The organism is Bacillus sp. K2I17, from assembly GCF_002209985.1.
Taxonomy (GTDB): Bacteria; Bacillota; Bacilli; order Bacillales; family Bacillaceae_G; genus Bacillus_A; species Bacillus_A wiedmannii.
In genome coordinates, this window is sequence record NZ_NJGF01000014.1 from 92,922 (window position 1) to 113,796 (window position 20,875).

The 20,875-nt window shown below is 36.3% G+C and carries 20 protein-coding genes and 1 riboswitch; of the genes, 6 read left to right on the top strand and 14 right to left on the bottom strand.

The genetic code is table 11. The features are described 5' to 3' along the window. Window positions 1–15: 15 nt before the first annotated feature. A complete protein-coding gene (locus tag CER22_RS17425; protein WP_046958899.1) occupies window positions 16–483 on the top strand; it encodes an HXXEE domain-containing protein in 468 nt (155 codons plus the stop codon). Window positions 484–650: 167 nt separating this feature from the next. Here the strand turns inward: CER22_RS17425 and CER22_RS17430 are convergent, their stop codons facing one another. The 3 genes from CER22_RS17430 to CER22_RS17440 are packed head-to-tail and all read right to left on the bottom strand — an operon-like array spanning window position 651 to window position 3,201. Next, window positions 651–1,505, bottom strand: a complete 855-nt coding sequence (locus CER22_RS17430; protein ID WP_000721587.1) for a MetQ/NlpA family ABC transporter substrate-binding protein — start codon at window positions 1,503–1,505, stop codon at window positions 651–653. 21 nt (window positions 1,506–1,526) lie between these two features. Continuing rightward, on the bottom strand, window positions 1,527–2,192 hold the full coding sequence (locus CER22_RS17435) for a methionine ABC transporter permease (RefSeq protein WP_001261880.1): 666 nt from the start codon (window positions 2,190–2,192) through the stop codon (window positions 1,527–1,529). Then, on the bottom strand, window positions 2,182–3,201 hold the full coding sequence (locus CER22_RS17440) for a methionine ABC transporter ATP-binding protein (RefSeq protein WP_046953719.1): 1,020 nt from the start codon (window positions 3,199–3,201) through the stop codon (window positions 2,182–2,184). The genes CER22_RS17435 and CER22_RS17440 overlap by 11 nt, the downstream gene beginning before the upstream one ends. A gap of 123 nt (window positions 3,202–3,324) precedes the next feature. Further along, window positions 3,325–3,431, bottom strand: a riboswitch (SAM riboswitch). Between the two features lie 242 nt (window positions 3,432–3,673). Here CER22_RS17440 and CER22_RS17450 point away from each other — a divergent pair. Next, on the top strand, window positions 3,674–4,237 hold the full coding sequence (locus CER22_RS17450) for a cysteine hydrolase family protein (RefSeq protein WP_088061531.1): 564 nt from the start codon (window positions 3,674–3,676) through the stop codon (window positions 4,235–4,237). A 232-nt stretch (window positions 4,238–4,469) separates the two neighbouring features. On the opposite strand, the gene CER22_RS33100 is transcribed toward CER22_RS17450, so the two are convergent. The 7 genes from CER22_RS33100 to CER22_RS17485 form a co-directional block, all read right to left on the bottom strand. Next, window positions 4,470–4,619 carry a hypothetical protein gene (locus tag CER22_RS33100; RefSeq protein WP_000521654.1) on the bottom strand — a complete coding sequence of 50 codons (150 nt, stop codon included), beginning with the start codon at window positions 4,617–4,619 and terminating at the stop codon, window positions 4,470–4,472. Window positions 4,620–4,814: 195 nt separating this feature from the next. Then, window positions 4,815–6,362, bottom strand: coding sequence for an L-glutamate gamma-semialdehyde dehydrogenase (gene pruA / locus CER22_RS17460; protein ID WP_087982225.1), 1,548 nt, complete (start codon window positions 6,360–6,362; stop codon window positions 4,815–4,817). Between the two features lie 153 nt (window positions 6,363–6,515). Beyond that, window positions 6,516–7,286, bottom strand: a complete 771-nt coding sequence (locus CER22_RS17465) for a TSUP family transporter (RefSeq protein ID WP_048567196.1) — start codon at window positions 7,284–7,286, stop codon at window positions 6,516–6,518. A gap of 96 nt (window positions 7,287–7,382) precedes the next feature. Then, on the bottom strand, window positions 7,383–8,576 hold the full coding sequence (locus CER22_RS17470) for a CamS family sex pheromone protein (protein WP_048542055.1): 1,194 nt from the start codon (window positions 8,574–8,576) through the stop codon (window positions 7,383–7,385). A 16-nt stretch (window positions 8,577–8,592) separates the two neighbouring features. Then, on the bottom strand, window positions 8,593–10,602 hold the full coding sequence (gene ligA / locus CER22_RS17475) for an NAD-dependent DNA ligase LigA (protein ID WP_088609268.1): 2,010 nt from the start codon (window positions 10,600–10,602) through the stop codon (window positions 8,593–8,595). A gap of 15 nt (window positions 10,603–10,617) precedes the next feature. Continuing rightward, window positions 10,618–12,867, bottom strand: a complete 2,250-nt coding sequence (gene pcrA / locus CER22_RS17480) for a DNA helicase PcrA (protein ID WP_002108861.1) — start codon at window positions 12,865–12,867, stop codon at window positions 10,618–10,620. 12 nt (window positions 12,868–12,879) lie between these two features. After that, window positions 12,880–13,569: a heptaprenylglyceryl phosphate synthase gene (locus tag CER22_RS17485; RefSeq protein WP_000272092.1), complete on the bottom strand. Its 690-nt coding sequence runs from the start codon at window positions 13,567–13,569 to the stop codon at window positions 12,880–12,882. A 338-nt stretch (window positions 13,570–13,907) separates the two neighbouring features. On the opposite strand from CER22_RS17485, the gene CER22_RS17490 reads away from it, so the two are divergent. From CER22_RS17490 to CER22_RS17505, 4 genes are all read left to right on the top strand, one after another. Then, window positions 13,908–14,285, top strand: a complete 378-nt coding sequence (locus CER22_RS17490; protein ID WP_088609269.1) for a YgaP family membrane protein — start codon at window positions 13,908–13,910, stop codon at window positions 14,283–14,285. A 219-nt stretch (window positions 14,286–14,504) separates the two neighbouring features. Continuing rightward, window positions 14,505–15,350 carry an SPFH domain-containing protein gene (locus CER22_RS17495; protein WP_000660682.1) on the top strand — a complete coding sequence of 282 codons (846 nt, stop codon included), beginning with the start codon at window positions 14,505–14,507 and terminating at the stop codon, window positions 15,348–15,350. Between the two features lie 16 nt (window positions 15,351–15,366). Continuing rightward, window positions 15,367–15,531, top strand: a complete 165-nt coding sequence (locus tag CER22_RS17500; RefSeq protein ID WP_001085171.1) for a toxin-antitoxin system HicB family antitoxin — start codon at window positions 15,367–15,369, stop codon at window positions 15,529–15,531. A 107-nt stretch (window positions 15,532–15,638) separates the two neighbouring features. Further along, a complete protein-coding gene (locus CER22_RS17505) occupies window positions 15,639–16,121 on the top strand; it encodes a DUF4362 domain-containing protein (protein ID WP_088609270.1) in 483 nt (160 codons plus the stop codon). 70 nt (window positions 16,122–16,191) lie between these two features. On the opposite strand, the gene purD is transcribed toward CER22_RS17505, so the two are convergent. The 4 genes from purD to purM all read right to left on the bottom strand — a co-directional run bounded on the left by purD (window position 16,192) and on the right by purM (window position 20,793). Beyond that, window positions 16,192–17,463, bottom strand: coding sequence for a phosphoribosylamine--glycine ligase (gene purD, locus CER22_RS17510; RefSeq protein WP_088609271.1), 1,272 nt, complete (start codon window positions 17,461–17,463; stop codon window positions 16,192–16,194). Between the two features lie 145 nt (window positions 17,464–17,608). Next, complete coding sequence (gene purH / locus CER22_RS17515; RefSeq protein WP_000745429.1) at window positions 17,609–19,144, bottom strand: bifunctional phosphoribosylaminoimidazolecarboxamide formyltransferase/IMP cyclohydrolase; 1,536 nt, start codon at window positions 19,142–19,144, stop codon at window positions 17,609–17,611. 24 nt (window positions 19,145–19,168) lie between these two features. Then, window positions 19,169–19,756: a phosphoribosylglycinamide formyltransferase gene (purN, locus tag CER22_RS17520; RefSeq protein WP_000088583.1), complete on the bottom strand. Its 588-nt coding sequence runs from the start codon at window positions 19,754–19,756 to the stop codon at window positions 19,169–19,171. After that, entirely contained in the window at window positions 19,753–20,793 is a 1,041-nt protein-coding gene (gene purM, locus CER22_RS17525) for a phosphoribosylformylglycinamidine cyclo-ligase (protein WP_001262447.1), read from the bottom strand. Before purM ends, purN begins: the two co-directional genes overlap by 4 nt. Window positions 20,794–20,875: the final 82 nt, after the last annotated feature.

A 20,875-nucleotide genomic window follows, 5' to 3' on the forward strand; every position in this document is an offset into this window, starting at 1 on the left:
GAGTGATGTAAGTTGATGAAAAAACATTCAACTATTATACCCTGGATCATTCCTTTATTATTTTTCGTTCATAACCTTGAAGAATCTTTTCAAATGCCACAATATCTTGCTAATCAATTTTCAATTCATTTTATAACAAGCCGACAATTTTTCATTGCGATTTTCGTATTAACAATCTTTGTCTTACTTATCGTCTTTCTATATCAACTAAACTTCTTGTCTTCTATATACTGGATTATTTTTATACAGGGGGCGATATTCTTCAACTCTGTTCAACATATTATTTTGTTTTTCATTTATCGTTCATATAATCCTGGCGTAATATCAGCCGTTTTCATTATGATTTTTTCTATTTTCTTTTTTTCATTCGAAAAACACCTCATTCATAAAAAACAATTCATAATTACACTCATTTTTAGCTTATTTGCTTACCCTTTTATAATTTGGATTACCTTACTATTCGCTAGCTACTTTCATTCATAAAAAAAGACCAGGAAAACTCCTGGTCCATCACTCTACTTAACAAACATTGGATTCTACGTTATACAGAATTGGAAGGTACAGAATTAGGGTTTTGTTTGTTAAGTAGATTATATGTTGAACGAGCTAACAGCGGAGGGGTTCCTACTGTTAATCGTTAAACCCGATAATTATTTTACGATTTTTTCAAGCTCCTCAAGTGAAAGATCTACTGAAATGGAACCATCATTTGTTTCTTTCTTAATTGCATCTGTTACTTCTTTTGAATGATAAAGTTCAATTACTTTTTTCAGTGTTGGATCATCTTTATCTTTTGTACGAGCTGCGAAAATATTAATATATGGCTTCGCATTTTCATTCTTTGGATCTTCTAAGAAAATTGGATCCTTCGCTGGATCTAATCCAGCTTGACCAGCAACACCGTTATTAATAACTGAAGCTGCAACATCTTTTAATACACGAGGTGTTTGCTGTGCGATAACCGGTGTAATTTTTAACTTCTTCGGATTTTCAGCAATGCCACTTGGATCTCCGAATAAGCCAAAGTCTTTCTTAAGCTTTAATAATCCAGCTGCATCAAGAAGTTTTAATGCACGAGCTTGGTTCGTTGGATCATTTGGAATCGCAATTTCTGAACCATCTGGAATTTCATTTGCCTTCTTATATTTTTCAGAGTATAAGCCCATTGGTGCAATTTGCGTTGTACCGACAGCTGTAATATCTAACTTATGCTCTTTTTTAAATTGCTCTAAGAAAGCAACGTGCTGGAATGAGTTTAGTTCAATATCTCCATCAGCTAACGCTTTATTTGGCGTTGTGTAATCAGAGAACTCAACCAGTTTAATTTTAATTCCCTCTTTTTCAGCTTTTTTCTTTAAAATTTCCCAAGCGTCTCCATCTGTTCCGGTTACGCCAACGCGAACTACTTTCTCTTTTGCTCCTGCCCCCGTGTCTCCACTTGAGCAGCCGCTTAACGCTGAAATTCCTACAATCGCTGATAATGCAAATGCTAAAATTTTCTTCATTTTCTTTTCCCCTCTTCCTTTTTATGATCTACGTAAAAAGACTTTCGCAAAGTAGTTTCCTAAATTTTGAGCTACCTGTACGAGAATAATAAGTAAAACGACCGTTACGAACATAACTGATGTATCAAAACGTTGATAACCATATGTCATCGCTAAGTCACCAAGACCGCCACCACCGACAAGCCCAGCAACTGCAGAAAATTCAATTAAACCAACTGTCATAAACGTAACACCTAAAATCAATGGCGCTAACGCTTCTGGTACAAGAATTTCAAAAACAATTCTAAATGGTGAAGCACCCATCGCTTGAGCTGCTTCAATGACTCCCTTTGGAACTGAAACAAGATTTGTTTCAACCATTCTAGCAATACCAATTGACGCAACTAACGTCATTGGAAAGATTGCTGCTGCTGTTCCAATCGTCGTTCCGATAACACTTCTTGTTAGTGGGCTTAAAGCTACTAAGAAGATGATGAATGGAACCGGACGAATTGTATTAATAATGATATTAAGAATAGAAAAGACCCATTTATTTTCTAAAAAGTTTCCTTTCCTCGTTACATATAACAGTAAACCTAGGGGTATACCAAGAATTGTAGCAAATATAAGGGTTACGATTACCATTAAGAGGGTATCCCCCGTCGCATCTACTATGCGAGGCCAAAATATACTCCAATCAACTCGCATGAGCTTCTACCTCCTTCAGCTGCACTTGCAGTCTTAGATGTTGTAATGCTTTTTGAATTTCCTTCTGTTCACCTTGCAATTCTACAAGAAGATTTCCAAATAGCACATTTTGGAGTTCAATAATATTTCCATACAGTACGTTTACATCGACGTTATAATTTTTCGCGATATATGATAGTACCGGCTGCCCTGTCTCTTCCCCAGTAAATGTTAAGCGATAAATCTGTCCACCATTTTGAATTTTCCCTAGAACACTTTCCGGTAAATGATCATTAATAATGGAGCGTACAAAGTTTTGAGTTGTCTTTGTTTTCGGTTGTGTGAAAACGTCAAATAGTTTTCCTTCTTCAATAACTTTTCCCTTCTCCATTACAGCTACACGGTGACAAATTTCTTTCACAACATGCATTTCATGTGTAATAAGAAGAATTGTTACATTGTATTCTCGATTTACTTTCTTTAATAAGTTCAAAATTTCTGTCGTTGTTTCTGGATCTAAAGCTGATGTTGCCTCATCACATATAAGAATGTCTGGCGATGTTGCAAGTGCTCTTGCAATGCCAACACGCTGCTTTTGTCCGCCTGATAGTTGCTCTGGATAATAGTTTGCTTTATCTTCTAATCCTACAAACTTTAGCAGTTCATTTACTCTTTCTTTTATCTCATTTTTTGGTACTTTCGCTAACCTTAATGGATAAGCAATATTCCCAAACACTGTTCTTGAATTAAATAAATTAAAACTTTGAAAAATCATCCCGATTCTTTGTCTTAGCTTCCGTAATTCTTTCGTCGATAGTGATGTAATATCTTTATCATCTATTGAAATCGTTCCCGCCGTTGGTCTCTCTAACATATTTACTAGGCGTAATAACGTACTCTTTCCAGCGCCACTAAAACCGATAATGCCAAAAATTTCGCCCTTCTCAACTGATAATGTTACATCCTCCACCGCATGAACAGATTGCCCACCTGATTCATATACTTTACTTACGTTGTTAAAAGAAATCATTTTTTCGCCTCCTATATGCTGTAAAAACTTGAAGTAGAGCTTTCGAGGTAAAATAAAAAGTGCTCTCCTTCTTATCAACCGTAAAGATAAGAAGGAGAGCACTTATATGTACTCGGTCACATCTTCTCATCTTCCAAGCCTTTTATAAGGCTTGCTGGAGTTAGCACGGTATTAAAAAACCCGTTGCTGAGGTATCGTAGGGCCAGTCCCTCCACCTCTCTGGATAAGAATGTATCGATTTAATTGTCGTTTAATTAATTCTCATTATAGAACTCAGAATAATAAGAGTCAATACATTTTTTAGAAAAATATTAATTATTTCTCTATTAAAATTTTCAAATAAAAAATCACAATATAATATTGCTTTTTAAAGTTATGTAAAATTCTTCTCCTTCATATTTTTTTAAAAGGAGAATCACCTCTATAAATTGAATACCATTATTTGAATATGAAACCGGAGGAAGATAAATATATGAAAACAGCTCTTTTACTCGTTGATATTCAAAATGATTATTTTCAACACGGAAAGATGGAATTGCGTAATCCAATAGAAGCAAGCAAATATGCTCGTCAGCTGCTACAACTCTTTAGAACGAAAAACGAACCTATTTTTCATATCCAACATGTAGCAATAAAAGATGACGCTACTTTTTTCCTGCCCAATACAGAGGGTGTACATATTCATGAAAGCGTACGTCCACTTAGAGAAGAAACCGTTATACTCAAACATTATCCAAATAGTTTTCGCGAAACTGATCTTCTAGAACAATTACAACGTTTAGACATTGAGCACGTCGTCATATGCGGGATGATGACTCATATGTGTATTGATGCTACCGTAAGGGCTGCTTTTGATTTCGGCTTTCCATGTACCGTTATACATGATGCTTGTGCTACAAAAGATCTTTCTTTTAAGAATGCTACTATACCAGCCGTTTATATTCATAACACAATTTTGGCTAGTTTAAATGGAGTATATGCAACTGTAATGAGTACAGAGGAGTTTGTGGCTACAAAAAAACACTCCCTTCAGTGAGCAAAACCGAAAAGAGTGTTTCTTGTCAAACCATAGATTTTCTTTCAAATTGTATTATACAGGAAATCCTTAAAATGAATACTAAAAAATATGACTAATAAGTCAACTTTTCTCGTTGTTTTGTTTCTATTTACATGTTTATCCCGATATTAATAGGATTTAGCTAGTTCTAATTACCAAATGGTAGTATATGGTAATTAGAACTAGTTTCTCCTATCAAAAACGTAACATATTATTTATCTGTTTGTTTTTGCTTCTTTTTCAAATACTCCGCACGCAATTTTTCAATTTGCTGCTTTTTATCAAATTTGGCAGGCGTCTGTTTTTCATGAAACTTTGCCACAGATACCTGACTTTTGTAATCCAATTGATATTTTCCCACTTTGTTCACCTACTTTTCTTGTCTTTAAAGAGAATCTATTCAACAAATATAATATACCTTATTTACTGAAGTAAACCTTATTACTTTATTAGTTTTTCTACTTATATCTATCTTAATCCACATATAGAAATTTTTTCAAAAAAAAAAAAAAAAAAAGAGATCTTCGCAGACTGCGAAGATCTCTTCTACTATTTCTTATAAAGTTTCAGAAGTAGTTTTTGCTTGCATGTGAAGTGCTAAGTAGTCAGGGCCACCAGCTTTAGAGTCTGTACCAGACATGTTAAAGCCACCGAATGGTTGGTAACCTACGATTGCACCAGTACATCCACGGTTGAAGTATAAGTTACCCACATGGAATTCTTCACGTGCTTTTTCAATATGGTCACGGTTATTAGTAACAACAGCACCTGTTAAACCGTATTCTGTATTGTTTGCAATTGCAAGTGCATGATCAAAGTCTTTTGCTTTACAGAATGCTACTACTGGTCCGAAGATTTCTTCTTTCATTAAGCGAGCATCTTCTGCAACGTCAGCAACGATTGTTGGTTGGATGAACCAGCCTTTAGAATCGTCTCCTTCGCCACCTGTTAAGATTCTACCTTCTTCTTTACCAATTGCAACATAGCTCATCACTTTATCAAATGCAGCTTGGTCATTAACAGGACCCATGTTTGTACCTAAAACAGCTGGATTAGCAACTGTTAATTCTTTCGTTAATTCAACAGCACGATTTAATACGTAATCGTATACATCTTCATGGATTACTGCACGAGAACATGCAGAACATTTTTGTCCTGAGAATCCGAATGCTGATGCTACGATAGATTTAGCTGCTAATTCAAGATCTGCTTCTTTATCAACAACGATTGTATCTTTACCACCCATTTCAGCGATAACGCGTTTTAACCAAATTTGGCCTGGGTTTACTTTCGCTGCACGCTCATAAATACGGATACCTACATCACGAGATCCAGTGAAGCTCACGAAACGTGTACGAGGGTGATCTACTAAGTAGTCACCAACTTCAGAACCATTACCTGGAACGAAGTTTACTACGCCAGCTGGTAAGCCAGCTTCTTCTAATACTTCCATGAATTTCGCTGCTACTACAGGAGTTGTACTAGCTGGTTTTAGTAATACTGTGTTACCAGAAACTAAAGCAGCTGTTGTCATACCTGCCATAATTGCGAATGGGAAGTTCCAAGGAGAAATGATAACACCTACTCCTAATGGAATGTAAGAGAAACGATTATATTCAATTGGACGGCTTTCTACTGGAATTCCGTCTTTTAATTTTAACATTTGACGACCATAATATTCCATAAAATCGATTGCTTCTGCTGTATCAGCATCTGCCTCATTCCACGGTTTACCTGCTTCTTTTACAAGAATAGCAGAGAATTCATGCTTTCTGCGACGAACGATTGCTGCAGCACGGAATAAAATGTCTGCACGCATTTCTGGCTTTGATTTTCTCCAAGTTTGGAATGTTTCATCCGCTACTTGCATTGCTTTTTCAGCTAACTCACGGCTTGCTTTTGAAACGCGACCAACAAGTTCCTCTTTATTTGCAGGGTTTACAGAAACAATTTTGTCTTCTGTAGTGATTTTTTCTCCCCCAATAATTAATGGATAGTCTTGTCCAAGATAAGATTCTACTTTCTTTAAACCTTCTTCAAACGCTAATTTGTTAGCCTCCACTGAAAAATCTGTAAATGGCTCATGTTTGTATGCTACTACCATTCTTTTTAGCCTCCCCTTAGAAAAACGTTTACATTTTACAACATTATTCTACACGATAATTTAGATTTATTCAAATATTCCTAGACTTATATTTTAAAAATTAATTAATTTTTAAAATATAATAAAAAAATAGAGTTATACATACGTATAACTCTACAAAATATGAGTATATTCCAAAATGTTTTTTCCAATCAATAAAATAGTTACTAACAAAAATAAAGTTCTTACATATCCAACACCTTTTTGAACTGCAAACTTCGATCCAAAATAAGCGCCAAAAATCATCGACAATCCCATAATAATACCGTATTCAAAATGAATTACGTCTAAAAATAAAAAAGTAATTAAAGATACGATATTACTAACAAAGTTCAAAAGTTTTCCAGATGCTGCCGCTTGAATAAAATCCAAACCAACTAATAAAAATGCAAAAATTAAAAAGGATCCTGTCCCTGGTCCAAAAAATCCATCGTAAAACCCTATCATTAAAATAACAAAGAAAAATATTAATGTTTTTCTTTTCGTCATCTTCTTATAGGTAGATACACTTCCCCAATCCTTTTTTGCAATAATATAAATGGCAATAAACACCAACATCACAAGCACTAACGGACGTAAAATATCCGGCGGAATAAACTTTACTACTAAAGCGCCTGCGACCGCTCCTATAACAGTTAACGGGATTAACTTTCCTACAATTTTAAAATCGACCTTTCCTGATCGAATAAAATAAACTGCACTCGTAAACGTCCCCATCGTTGCAGCTAATTTATTCGTTGCAATTGCCGAAGCTGGTGGTAAACCAACAAACATAAGTGCTGGAAGCGAAATTAATCCTCCACCGCCAACAACTGAATCAATAAAAGCTGCTAAAAAGCCGAATGCAATTAATAAAATAATGACTTGAAAACTTAATTCGTCCATGTGCTTTACCCCTTACCCCCATTATTTATAACATTTTAAATTATAACAAAATTCCTCAAGAAAAAAAGCCGTTCCATAAAGGAACAGCCCTCCTATTTAATCTAAAATTTTCACAAATGGTTCATCTTGCTTCGCTTCACGTATAATAATCGCTTCTGGACGTTCTACAGATTTAATCGTTACTTGTACTTTCATATAATTCGGGAAGTATTCCATAACAAGCCCAGCTACATATTGTGTAAAACCAATTATTTCTGCTTTCCCATTAAACTGGACAGGAATATCAAGCTTTATTTCTCTTAATTCATCATCTCTATACATACCAGTACCGATAACAGCTGTGTAGTCGCCTTGGAAATAATCGCTTAGTTTTGATTTAAAGTTCGATACTCTCGCCAGATCTTCACGTTTATTATCTGTTTTCGCTTGTTCAGATGGGAACAAATAATATTTCTCATTAATTTGTTTCCAATCCTCAACCGTTTCACTGCCTTTTTCAACATTCGCATAAGAAACAAAGTTACCTGGCACGAGTGAAGCCTTTGGAGCCTGACGATAAATTGCAAATGTTATCGGAAGGTTTTTTGTTTCAGGCTGTTTTTGATGCATAAATTTCAAGACTTCTTGCGCCATTTTTTTCCCTTCAGCTACCATTTTTTCTTGCTCAATTTTAGCCTCACGCGGATAACCATGCTCTTCCTCGTAATAATGAACCGAGTTCATCGCTAAACCAATTACAATGCCTTGGCGCTCATCTGATTCGCCTTTTTTCACATAATAATCATGCTCTAAAATATTTGAAATATATATTGGATTTTTTTTATTCTTTTCCTCTAATGATTCAGATCCTCCACCTAACGCTGGGTTTAACCCAATGTTTGGAAATTTAACTGCATCTTTTTTTAATTTGTCCTCTAGTTCCTTTTGTTCAGCATCTGTACGCTTTCTTTTAACAAGCATCTGCACATTTTGAGTATCTAGAGTACTTCCACCTTTAAAGAAATGATCTTTCGTACTAAAGGATTCTTTCGCAATACGCATTAATCCTGTTTCAAATTCATCTATATCAAGACGATTACTTACTCCTTGTACAACTAAACCACGTGCAGCTCCTGCTTGAAATGGAATAGTCGCCTTATAGTATTCATCCGAAATAGCGTACTTCGGAACGATTGCTTGCTCTTTTGCTTTCCCCGATTTCTCAACCACTTTTTCATCTTTATCGGCACCTGCACTACACCCACTTACGAGTAGGCCAAGGCTTAATACCGCTAATGCTATTTTTTTCATGGTAAGTTTGCACCTCTTACTTATTTAGCTCTCGTAAGAACCTCTCTTCATTCCAAACCTCAACATTATGCTTCTCTGCTTGTGCTAATTTCGAACCTGCTGCTTCACCTGCAACAACTAAATCCGTACTTTTACTAACACTTCCTGTGACTTTTCCACCTAATGCCTCAATCTTCTTCTTCGCTTCACTACGTCCCATAACTTCTAATTTACCTGTTAAAACGACAGTTTTTCCTGTGAAGTACGACTCAACATTTTGTAAATCAGCAATTTTTATACCTTTGTATGCCATATTCACGCCATACTCTTTAAATTGTTGTAATAACTCTAATACGTCTTCATTATCAAAATACGTCACGACGGATTGAGCCATTTTTTCACCAATCTCATTAATTGCTTTTAGTTCTTCTTCCGTTGCTTTCACAAGTGCATCCATCGTTTCGAAATGCTCTGCAAATGTACGTGCTGCTTTTGCTCCGACATGGCGAATACCAAGGCCAAATAATAATCGCTCTAATGAGTTGTCTTTAGAATTCTCAATTGCTTGCACTAAATTCGTTGCTGATTTTTCACCGAATCGTTCTAGCTGCAATAATTGCTCTTTCGTCAACGAATATAAATCAGCAAATGTACGAATATAATCCGCATCAAAGAGTTGTGTAATGACACGTTCTCCAAGTCCATCAATATTCATTGCATTTCTTGAAACGAAATGAATTAATCCTTCTCGAATTTGAGCTGGACAAGTTGGATTTATACAACGAAGTGCTACTTCTTCTTCTAAACGAACTAGTTCACTCTCACATGCTGGGCAATGCGTTGGCATATGATATTCTTCTTCCTCACCAGTACGCTTATCGAAAATAACGTTCACAACTTCAGGAATAATATCTCCAGCCTTCTTCACTACAACATAGTCACCAATTCGAATGTCCTTTTCACGAATTAAATCTTCGTTATGTAAAGAAGCACGACGAACGATAGTACCAGCCACTCGCACTGGCTCTAGCTCTGCAGTCGGTGTTACAACCCCTGTGCGACCAACACTTAATTCAATGCCTGTTAATCTTGTTACAACTTCTTCAGCCGGGAATTTATAAGCAATCGCCCATCTTGGACTCTTTGCTGTAGTTCCTAAACTTTCTTGAAGAGCAACATCATCTACTTTTATAACGATTCCATCAATCTCATAATCAAGATGCGGACGTTTTTCTTGCCATTCTTCTACATAAGCTATAACTTCTTCAATTGTCTCACATGTACGTCGATTTGGATTTGTTTTGAATCCAAGTTCACCTAAGAAATCAAGCGATTCACTATGTGATGGAATTGTTTTTTCTTCTACATTCGCAAGACCGTACACAAACATAGATAAGTTACGCTTCGCTGCAATTTTTGGATCAAGTTGGCGTATTGAACCTGCTGCCGCATTACGCGGATTCGCAAATACATCTTCACCATTTTGTTCTTTTTCTTCATTTAACTTAACGAATGAACGCTTCGGCATATAAGCTTCGCCTCGTGCTTCTAATGTTACTTCTTCATTTAGACGGAGCGGGATCGCTTTAATCGTTTTTAAATTTTGGGTAATATCTTCACCTGTTACACCATCACCACGTGTTGCCCCTTGAATGAAGCGTCCTTTTTCATAATGAAGTGAAACAGCAAGTCCGTCAATTTTTAATTCGCATATATATCTTACATTCGCATCATCAATTCCTTGGCGTACTCGTCGATCAAAATCACGTAAATCTCCTTCGTTAAATGCATTTCCTAAACTTAACATCGGTGACTTATGTGTTACTTTTTCAAATATATCAAGAACAGTTCCCCCAACGCGAATGGAGGGAGAGTCTTCACTCATAAACTCTGGATTCTCTGCTTCTAATTTTATAAGCTCCTGCATATTACGGTCATACTCCGCATCAGAAACAGAAGGATTGTCTAATACGTGATACTGATAGTTAAATGTATTTAACAAATCACGCAGTTCTTCTATACGTTGTTTTGCTATCTCTTTTGACATATCCTCATTCCTTTCCTATTGTTTCGTCACAGGTGCAAATTTTGCTAACAAACGTTTAACACCAATTGGGCTTGGGAACGCAATATCTAATTCTTTTGCATCACCTTCACCTTTTACACTGACAACTGTACCGACTCCCCATTTTTGGTGGGAAGCTTTATCGCCTACTGCCCAGCCAATTTGCTCGCCGCCTGTTGTCTTAGCTGCAGGACGCGCGAAAGCTGAACGAGAGCGTGTTGTGGTTGTAGTTGTCATTCTACTTGTACTTGTCGTTCTGCCTTTTGCACCAAACGATGTTTCACGCTTTGGCGCTGTTTCATTTAACGATTCTACTAGCTCTGCCGGGATTTCTGTAATAAATCGAGAAGCAGCGTTCATACTTGTTCTACCAAATAAAGTACGCATTTGTGCATTGGATAAATATAACTCTTCTTCTGCACGAGTAATACCTACATAAGCAAGGCGACGCTCTTCCTGCATTTCATCTTCTTCCATTAGAGAACGAGTATGCGGGAATATTCCTTCCTCTAAACCAACAATAAAGACAACTGGGAATTCTAATCCTTTCGCTGAGTGCATCGTCATTAAAATAACTTCCTCACCAGCAGTTGGATCTTCATCGACACGATCAATATCAGCAACAAGCGCTAAGTCTGTTAAGAATGCAACAAGGCTCTTATCTTCGCTTTGAGATTCAAATGTTTGCGTAACAGATAAAAACTCATCTAAGTTCTCTAAACGACCTTCTGCTTCTAAAGTACGCTCGTTTTTCAACATATCGCGATAGCCTGTTTTTTCAATAACTTCTTCTACCAATTCTGTAACAGATAAATACTCTTGCATATTTACCCAGTTGTGTAATAGACCTGCGAATTCTTTTACTGCCTTTGTTATTTTTGCACTTACACCAACATGCTCAATCTCATCGAATACAGCAGTTAATGAAATTCCATTTTGTACACCGTAATTAATAATTTTATCGATAGAAGTCGCACCAATTCCGCGCTTTGGCATGTTAATAATACGTGCGAAACTAATCTCATCATCTGGATTCCCAATTAAACGTAAATACGCCAAAATATCTTTAATCTCTTTACGATCGTAGAACTTCGTACCGCCGACAATTTTGTAAGGAATATTAGATTTCAGGAAAATCTCCTCGACCATACGAGACTGGGCATTTGTACGATATAATACTGCAAAGTCCGTATATTTTCGTTTTCCCATTTGAATATCGTCACGAATTTTTTTCGCAACAAAATATGCTTCGTCTTTTTCCGTCGCAGCACGGTAATATGAGATTTTGCTTCCAACTTGATTGTCTGTCCATAATTTTTTCGGTTTACGGTTTGAATTTTTTTCAATAACAGCATTCGCTGCATTTAAAATATTTTGTGACGAACGATAGTTTTGTTCTAACAGAATAACTTGCGCATTCTCATAGTCTTTTTCGAATGACAAAATGTTAGAAATGTCAGCCCCGCGCCAGCGGTAAATAGACTGATCTGAGTCACCTACAACACATAAATTTTTAAAACGTGCTGCTAAATGTTTTACAAGAAGGTACTGCGCTTTGTTCGTATCTTGATACTCATCCACGTGAATATATTGGAACTTACGCTGATAAAACTCTAGTACTTCTGGAACACGTTCAAATAGCTGAATCGTTGTCATAATTAAATCATCAAAGTCTAATGAGTTATTTTTCAGAAGACGTTTTTGATATTCTGTATATACATCGCTCGTTAATTTTTCATATGGATCAGCGATTGTAATTTTTTTCGCATATTTATCTGCAGATAACAATTCATTTTTCGCATTACTAATACCAGCTAAAATAGAGCGCGGCTCAAATTTCTTCGGATCAATATTGCGCTCTTTCATAATTTTTTTGACTACAGTTAACTGATCGCCTGAATCTAAGATTGTAAAGTTACGATTAATACCAATACGATCGATATCACGTCGTAAAATACGTACACACATAGAGTGGAACGTAGAAATCCAAATATCTTCTGCTTCTGGTCCGACAAGTGTATCAATACGCTCGCGCATTTCACGCGCCGCTTTATTTGTAAAGGTAATAGCTAGTACATTCCATGGCGCTACACCTTTTTCACCAAGTAAATACGCAATACGATGTGTTAACACACGTGTTTTACCACTACCTGCACCTGCCATTAATAGAAGTGGTCCGTTCGTTGTTTGTACTGCTTTTTGTTGCTGCGGATTTAAACCATTTAATAACTTATCTGTCTTACTCATATACGCCTGCACCTACTCTCCTTTTACTGCTTTAACTGTTTTTAACGCGGATTTTATATCATCATAAATAATATTCCCAACCACTACTGTATCAGCGTATTGTGCCATTTCCTTCGCTTGTTCAGCATTAGAAATACCGCCGCCATAATATAACTTCGCTTGTTTTAATTCTGCTTTTACATTTTTAACAAGTTCAACGTCTCCATACGTACCGCTATATTCTAAATAAAATATCGGTAAACGTAATAGCTTGTCTGCTAAACGCGCGTATGCAATTACATCATCTTCTGTTACATCACATTTCGCATCTGTAAGCTGAGCTACTTTCGCTTCCGGATTTAAAACACAATACCCTTCCATGAAAATTTCGTCCCAGTCCATAATATCCCCAAATTCTTTCAAAGCCTCGTGATGAACACCTGTTACCCATTCTACCTTTCGGCTATTTAAAACGCTTGGGATATAATAAAAATCAAATCCTGGTGTAATTGCTTCCACATCAGAAACCTCTAACACACAAGGAACTGCATATCTGCGAATGCTAACTAGCATGTGTAATACATTATCAATTGTAACTCCATCACTTCCGCCTACAATAACAGCATCTGTTCCAGACTCACAAATCATTTCTAAATGTTCGTCACTTAACTCCTTATTTGGATCAAGCTTAAATACATGTTTCCACCCGGAAATATCGTACATGAAAACACCCTTTCTTTTCTCTAGTTATATATATTTCTGTTCAAAATAACAGTTTATTTTCATCAGGATTTTTTTAACTTCATCTTAAATATTTGTTTAAAACGGAGAATTAAGTTTGGAATTCCCTCTTCCATAGTTTTTCAAACGAGAGGATTTAACTTTGAACTTCCTTTTGTGCATTCTTTCATTATAACAAAAAAAGCTACTTACACACACGCACATTCCAACATCTTTTTCAACGTCAAATGTTGGATTACATATCCCCAAAATCACACGGGATACTAATAAGAGAAATAGTATTATCTATTTCAACTTTCATAAAAAGGAGTGTTTTTCTAATGAAGCAAAACATCGGTACAATAAATGCCCTAATTCGAATTACACTCGGACTTATCCTCTTCGGCTGTAGTAGTGCTAAACTTGTACGCAAGCCGTGGTGCACTTGGTCTAACGTCTTGCTATGGATTGGTGCAATGAAAATCGCAGAGGGAATTGTTCGTTTCTGCCCCGTTGTTGAAATGTGGAAATTCGGAAAATACATGAATATGGGGGCATTTAAAATGCCTAGCATGAATTTTACCGAAAAGGGACATGCTAAAGAAGAAGTGAACCAAACTTCCAATCACGACAAACCAAAGTCAAATGGAAGTTATGACACTTCTGACAAAGAGATTGAGTCAGCGATTGAAGATATAATCCTGGCAAAACCGCTTTGAATCATTTGTCACGATGCAAGATGCTCTCAAAGGGACTTAGCTGCTGCAGTGGGCGGTTAAGTCTTCTTTATTTTACCACAAAATAGAACATACATTCTCATTTCAAACCTCAAAATATACATAAGAAATACCTAATCAATAATTTCAGAAAATTAGGTGTAAAGCCCTTGCATAAAATGATATAAAAGTGATATCATTTTTATATCAGGAGGCGATCATATGAAAGAAAAACAAGTTTTTTATGTAAATGGTTTTCTCGGTATTATCGGGATTTTAATTTTAGCCGCTATCGGTGTATTTTTCCTTGTACAAGAAATTTTCATAGGAGCGGCATTAACTATTATTTTAGCCGCCGTTCTTGCTACAGGTATTGGTATTGTTCAACCAAACCAAGCAAAAGTTATTACGTTTTTCGGTAATTATTTAGGAACAATTCGTCAAAACGGTTTATTTTTAACAATTCCATTCGCATTCCGTCAAACTGTATCGTTACGTGTTGAAAACTTTAATAGTAAGAAGTTAAAAGTAAACGATATTGAGGGAAATCCAATTGAAATTGCAGCCGTTATCGTATATAAAGTAGTTGATTCTGCAAAAGCAATGTTCGGTGTTGAACATTACGATCGATTTGTAGAAATTCAAAGTGAAACAGCAATCCGCCACGTCGCAACAAAATATCCTTATGACAATTTCCAAGATGAAACTTGCATCACGTTACGCGGAAATACTGAAGAAATCTCTGAAGAATTAAAACGTGAGTTAGAAGCGCGCCTTGAAATCGCTGGCGTAGAAGTATTAGAAACTCGTTTAACACATTTAGCTTACGCAACAGAAATTGCCCATGCAATGCTACAACGTCAACAAGCAAAAGCAGTATTAGCTGCTAGAAAAGAGATTGTTGAAGGTGCTGTGAAGATGGCGAAAGATTCAATCCATATGTTAGATGAGGAAGGCGTACTTGAATTAGATGACGAGCGTAAAGCAAATATGGTGAACAACTTATTAGTTGCCATCGTTTCAGATAAAGGTGCGCAACCAGTTATTAATACAGGAAGCCTATACTAAAGGGTTGTAAATCATTATGGCTAAAAAGAAAAGCTTTCCATTACGTATTGATCCTGAATTACATGCAGTCATCGAAAAATGGGCGAATGATGAGTTTCGTAGCGTCAATGCACACATCGAGTATTTACTTCGAGAAATGGCAAAGCAAAAAGGAAAATTGAAAAAAGATAAAGATGCATAAAAAATCCCGCTGAGAAATCAGTGGGATTTTTTAATACAATGATGATGTTTTCTTTGTAATTATATTTTAAAATACAAATATAACATTATTAATAGAGGTGGTTCGCTTTGCCTATAAAACATTACTATAAAAAAAAGAGTTTATTATTTATTGCACTACTCTCATTCAATCTTGTCGCTTGCTCAAATAAACGACCAACAATTGATACATCCAATAAAGAATATAGTTTTGAAACCGCCGAAAAATATGGTGATGTCATTCAAAAGAATGACACAGTTTACAATATCGAAAAATTAGATATCTTCATTAAAAAATATAATTCAAATAAGAGTCACTCCATTCGCATCACTCGATTTAACGAAAAAGATGAGCCTCTCATCATAGATTTAACAGTAAAAAAAGGAAGAGAGACAACATCTTTGTATTATGATGTTGATTACTCAAAAACAAGCGACCGAAATACAGAAAACAAAAAAATTAAATATTCCAATAGTAGTTGCCGAAAAATTTCAAAGAAAGTTTCATCAACAGCAATAACTTATCAATTACAATGCCCTGACATTATTGATCTTATAAAAGTTCCTAAATAAAATAATAAGAAAAGCGGAGAATGAACTACCTCATTCTCCGCTTTTCTTACCGCTAAAACATTTAATATTACTAGCTTCTCGTCATCTCATGACCAATTGCACGATATCCTATATCACTTCGGTAAAATAGACCATCACTCTCAATTTTACCGATTTCTTTATACACCTTATCTTTCGCCGCTTGTAAACTGTCCGCCTTACAAGCAACAAATAGTACACGGCCACCATTTGTTACAAAGTCACCATGCTTCATCGCTGTACCTGAATGGAAAACAATTACATCGTTCAGTGCATCTAATCCTTTAATAATGTCACCTTTTTTATATGCTTCCGGATACCCTTTCGAAGCAAGTACAACACCAATTACCGCTTCCTCTGACCACTGTAACGTTAATTCACTTTCATTTAATACAGCGTTACATACATCAACTAAATCATTTTCTAAGCGAGGTAATACTACTTCCGTTTCAGGGTCACCAAAGCGTGCATTAAATTCAATTACCTTTGGGCCATCATTTGTTAAAATAAGTCCCGCATATAAAATCCCTGTAAACGATCGATTTTCTGCAATCATCGCTTTAGCAGTTGGATGTAATACTGTTTTTATCGCCTCTTGAACTGCTGATTCCGAAATTTGTGGTACTGGAGAATACGCACCCATTCCGCCTGTATTTGGACCTTTATCACCATCAAAAGCTCGTTTATGATCTTGCGCAATTACCATCGGATGCACAGTTGTTCCATTTACAAATGCCATTAATGAAAATTCTTGTCCATCTAAAAACTCTTCAATAACGACCTTCTTGCTCGCTTCGCCGAACTTCACATCTTGTAGCATCTCTTTCACAGCTTGTAATGCTTCTTCAAGCGTCATTGCTACCGTTACACCTTTACCAGCAGCTAGGCCGTCAGCTTTAATAACGATTGGCGCACCAACTTTTTGAATATACTGTACTGCTTCTTCATAGTTTGTAAAAGTTTCATATGCCGCAGTTGGAATATCATATTTTTTCATCAATTCTTTCGTAAAAGCCTTACTACCTTCAATAACAGCAGCCGCCTTATTTGGGCCAAACACACGAAGTCCCTCTTCGTTAAATCGATCAACAATTCCATTCATAAGCGGAATTTCTGGTCCAACGAAAGTTAATTCAACCTTATTCTCTTTAGCAAATAAAACTAATGCATCAAAATCATTTTCATCAATATCAACTGGTGTTGCAACATCGCGCATACCTTCATTACCAGGTGCTACATATACCTTTTCCACCTTTTCAGATTGCGCAAACTTCCAAGCTAAAGCATGCTCACGCCCACCTCGGCCAATTACTAAAACATTCATATTTCATCCCCCAATACTTAAATAAGTACAAACTAGAAGCTCTGCTCCTAGTTTGTTTTCATATCAATAAAAGTTTAAAAGGGAGGATCAAGAGCAACGACGACATGCGACAGTTATCTTGACCGGACCTTTTAAATATCCTCTATTAGTGTTTGAAATGACGTACGCCAGTGAACACCATCGTAATCCCATACTTATCCGCAACTTTGATAGAATCTTCGTCACGGATTGATCCGCCTGGTTGAATGATTGCTGTAATCCCTGCTTTTGCTGCTTCTTCTACTGTATCTGGCATTGGGAAGAAAGCATCAGATGCAAGTGCGCTACCTTGTGCTTTTTCGCCAGCTTGTGTAATTGCGATTTTTGCAGAACCTACACGGTTCATCTGTCCCGCGCCTACACCAACTGTCATGTTATCATTCGCTAAAACAATTGCGTTTGATTTCACATGTTTTACAACTTTCCAAGCTAGTTTTAAATCTTTCCACTCTTGCTCTGATGGTTCACGTTTTGTCGGAATTGAAATTGTACTTTCATCTAATGATAACGTATCTTCCTCTTGAACGAGAAGACCACCTTGTACAGAAGTTAGTTTTTTGCTTGCACTTGTCGCTTTTTCAATATTTACAGTTAGTAGACGTAAGTTTTTCTTACTTTGCAATACTTCTAAAGCTTCTTTTGAGAAAGAAGGTGCAATAATGATTTCTAAGAAAATTTCGTGTAACTTTTCTGCTGTAGCTTTATCAATTTCACGATTTGCTGCAATAATTCCACCAAAGATTGATACTGGATCTGCTTCATAAGCGCGTGTGTATGCTTCATGAATATCAGTACCCACTCCAACACCACATGGATTCATATGTTTTACTGCTACTACTGCTGGCTCTGTAAATTCTTTTACAATACTAAGTGCTGCATCTGCATCATTAATATTGTTGTAAGATAATTCTTTACCGTGTAATTGTTCTGCGTATGCAACAGAAGAAGTTACAGCGAATGGTGCTTTATAGAAGGTTGCTTTTTGATGTGGATTTTCTCCATAGCGTAAATCTTGTTTTTTCTCAAATGTCACTGTTAATGTTTCTGGGCTTTCTTCACCCATTTGCTCTGTTAAGTAGTTAGAGATTAACGCATCATATGCCGCTGTATGACGGAATACTTTCGCTGCTAATTTACGTTTTGTTTCTTCTTTTACTTCACCGTTCTCTTTCAGTTCTGCTAATACAACATCGTAATCTACTGGATCTACAATTACCGATACAAATTTATGATTTTTCGCAGCAGAGCGAATCATTGTTGGACCACCGATATCAATATTTTCAATTGCATCAGCAAATGTTACATCAGGCTTAGCGATTGTTTCTTTAAATGGGTATAAGTTAACAACAACAAAATCAATTGGCTGCATACCTAACTCATTCATTTGCGCTACATGCGTTTCATTATCACGAACCGCTAATAGACCACCATGAATATTTGGGTGTAATGTTTTTACACGTCCATCCATAATTTCCGGGAAACCAGTTACTTCAGAAATACCGATTACTTGTAAGCCGTTTTCTTCTAGTAATTTTTTCGTACCACCTGTTGAAATAACTTCAATCCCTTGTTCTAGTAAACCTTTAACAAATTCTACTACTCCTGTTTTATCTGAAACACTTACTAATGCACGCTTTTTCATTTATCCTTCACCCCTGGTTGTATGTTAGTTAACAGTTGTTTCTTTCGCAGACTGAACAATTTGATTCACTGTATTTACGTATAATTTATGTTCAACTTGTTGAATTTTCTTTTGTAAGCTTTCTCTCGTATCCCCTTCAGAAACAACTACTGCTTCTTGCGCAATAATTGGACCTGTATCCATACCTGCATCTACATAATGAATTGTTACTCCAGTTACTTTCACACCTGCTTCTAACGCTTGACCGACAGCATCTTTACCAGGAAAACTCGGTAATAGTGACGGATGAATATTAATAATCTTCCCACCGTACGCTCCTAATAAAGTCGGCCCAATTAAACGCATATATCCAGCTAAAATAACATAATCAATCTCATACTCTTCTAGCTTCTTTAATATTTCTTTTTCAAATGCTTCTTTTGACTCATATGCTTTCGCTGAAAAGGCGAAACACGGAATATGATGATAATGTGCCCGTCCAACAGCACGTGCTTCTGGTTTATCACATACTAATAAACTAATTTCTGCATCCAATCTTTTTTCTTCTACCGCATTAACGAGAGATTGAAAGTTAGAGCCGCTTCCAGAAGCAAAAACTGCTAATCTACTCATAGTGCCGTGCCCCCATTGAAGGTAACGCCAGTTCCTTGTACAGTACGTCCAATAATACGAGCTGTTTCTCCTTGCTCTTCAAGAAGACGAACGATATCTTTTGCCTCTTCTTCCTTCACCGCTACTACCATACCAATACCCATGTTAAAAATATTGAACATTTCTTTCTCTTCTAGTTTTCCCACTTCTTGAAGTAAACTGAAGATCGGTTGAATTTTCCAAGATCCTAATTCAATTTCTGCACCGATTCCTTCTGGTAACATACGTGGAATATTTTCAATGAATCCGCCACCTGTAATATGCGCCATACCGTATACTTCATATTTCTTCAATAGTTCTAAAATAGGTTTGACATAAATTTTCGTTGGTTTTAATAATTCTTCACCAAGAGGTAGTTCTAAGCGTCCGTAAATGCGATCTAAAGATAGTTCTCCATCTTCTAGTAATACTTTTCGTACTAAAGAATAACCATTACTATGAATACCGCTAGATGCTAAGCCAATTAATACTTGACCAGCTTCAATTTTTTCACCTGTTACAATTTTCTTTTTATCAACAATTCCAACTGTAAAACCAGCTAAATCGTATTCTTCCGTAGAATACATTCCTGGCATTTCAGCTGTTTCTCCACCAATTAATGCACAACCAGCTTGGCGACAGCCCTCTGATATACCTTTGACGATGTTTTCAATTTTACTAGGTTCAGCTTTACCACAAGCAATATAATCAAGGAAGAAAAGCGGCTCTGCTCCTTGGACAACAATATCATTTACACACATTGCTACTGCATCAATACCAATTGTGTCATGTTTATCTGCCATAAAAGCGAGCATCAATTTTGTTCCCACGCCATCTGTTCCAGATACTAATACAGGTTCTTCTAATGCAAATTTTGATAAATCAAACATACCTCCAAAACCGCCTAGACCGCCTAGTACTTCTTTTCTCATTGTTGTTTGTACGTGTTTTTTCATGCGAGATACCGCTTCATATCCAGCTTCAATATCTACTCCTGCTTGCTTATATGCATTCGCCATCGTTATCTACACCTCGTCTTTTAATTTCTCCCTATTCAGGGCGGGCCATTTTAAGAAAGAAGCTAGCTTCTACATCAAAAGA

What these genes read in the sequence shown, in the direction of transcription:
- purM (WP_001262447.1), bottom strand. Translation starts at nt 20,793, where the DNA reads ATGGCGAATGCATATAAGCAAGCAGGAGTAGATATTGAAGCTGGATAT.
- CER22_RS17500 (WP_001085171.1), top strand. Translation starts at nt 15,367, where the DNA reads ATGGCTAAAAAGAAAAGCTTTCCATTACGTATTGATCCTGAATTACAT.
- pcrA (WP_002108861.1), bottom strand. Translation starts at nt 12,867, where the DNA reads ATGAGTAAGACAGATAAGTTATTAAATGGTTTAAATCCGCAGCAACAA.
- CER22_RS17435 (WP_001261880.1), bottom strand. Translation starts at nt 2,192, where the DNA reads ATGCGAGTTGATTGGAGTATATTTTGGCCTCGCATAGTAGATGCGACG.
- pruA (WP_087982225.1), bottom strand. Translation starts at nt 6,362, where the DNA reads ATGGTAGTAGCATACAAACATGAGCCATTTACAGATTTTTCAGTGGAG.
- CER22_RS17495 (WP_000660682.1), top strand. Translation starts at nt 14,505, where the DNA reads ATGAAAGAAAAACAAGTTTTTTATGTAAATGGTTTTCTCGGTATTATC.
- CER22_RS17425 (WP_046958899.1), top strand. Translation starts at nt 16, where the DNA reads ATGAAAAAACATTCAACTATTATACCCTGGATCATTCCTTTATTATTT.
- ligA (WP_088609268.1), bottom strand. Translation starts at nt 10,602, where the DNA reads ATGTCAAAAGAGATAGCAAAACAACGTATAGAAGAACTGCGTGATTTG.
- CER22_RS17430 (WP_000721587.1), bottom strand. Translation starts at nt 1,505, where the DNA reads ATGAAGAAAATTTTAGCATTTGCATTATCAGCGATTGTAGGAATTTCA.
- purN (WP_000088583.1), bottom strand. Translation starts at nt 19,756, where the DNA reads ATGAGTAGATTAGCAGTTTTTGCTTCTGGAAGCGGCTCTAACTTTCAA.
- CER22_RS17485 (WP_000272092.1), bottom strand. Translation starts at nt 13,569, where the DNA reads ATGTACGATATTTCCGGGTGGAAACATGTATTTAAGCTTGATCCAAAT.
- purH (WP_000745429.1), bottom strand. Translation starts at nt 19,144, where the DNA reads ATGAAAAAGCGTGCATTAGTAAGTGTTTCAGATAAAACAGGAGTAGTA.
- purD (WP_088609271.1), bottom strand. Translation starts at nt 17,463, where the DNA reads ATGAATGTTTTAGTAATTGGCCGAGGTGGGCGTGAGCATGCTTTAGCT.
- CER22_RS17490 (WP_088609269.1), top strand. Translation starts at nt 13,908, where the DNA reads ATGAAGCAAAACATCGGTACAATAAATGCCCTAATTCGAATTACACTC.
- CER22_RS17440 (WP_046953719.1), bottom strand. Translation starts at nt 3,201, where the DNA reads ATGATTTCTTTTAACAACGTAAGTAAAGTATATGAATCAGGTGGGCAA.
- CER22_RS17470 (WP_048542055.1), bottom strand. Translation starts at nt 8,576, where the DNA reads ATGAAAAAAATAGCATTAGCGGTATTAAGCCTTGGCCTACTCGTAAGT.
- CER22_RS17465 (WP_048567196.1), bottom strand. Translation starts at nt 7,286, where the DNA reads ATGGACGAATTAAGTTTTCAAGTCATTATTTTATTAATTGCATTCGGC.
- CER22_RS17450 (WP_088061531.1), top strand. Translation starts at nt 3,674, where the DNA reads ATGAAAACAGCTCTTTTACTCGTTGATATTCAAAATGATTATTTTCAA.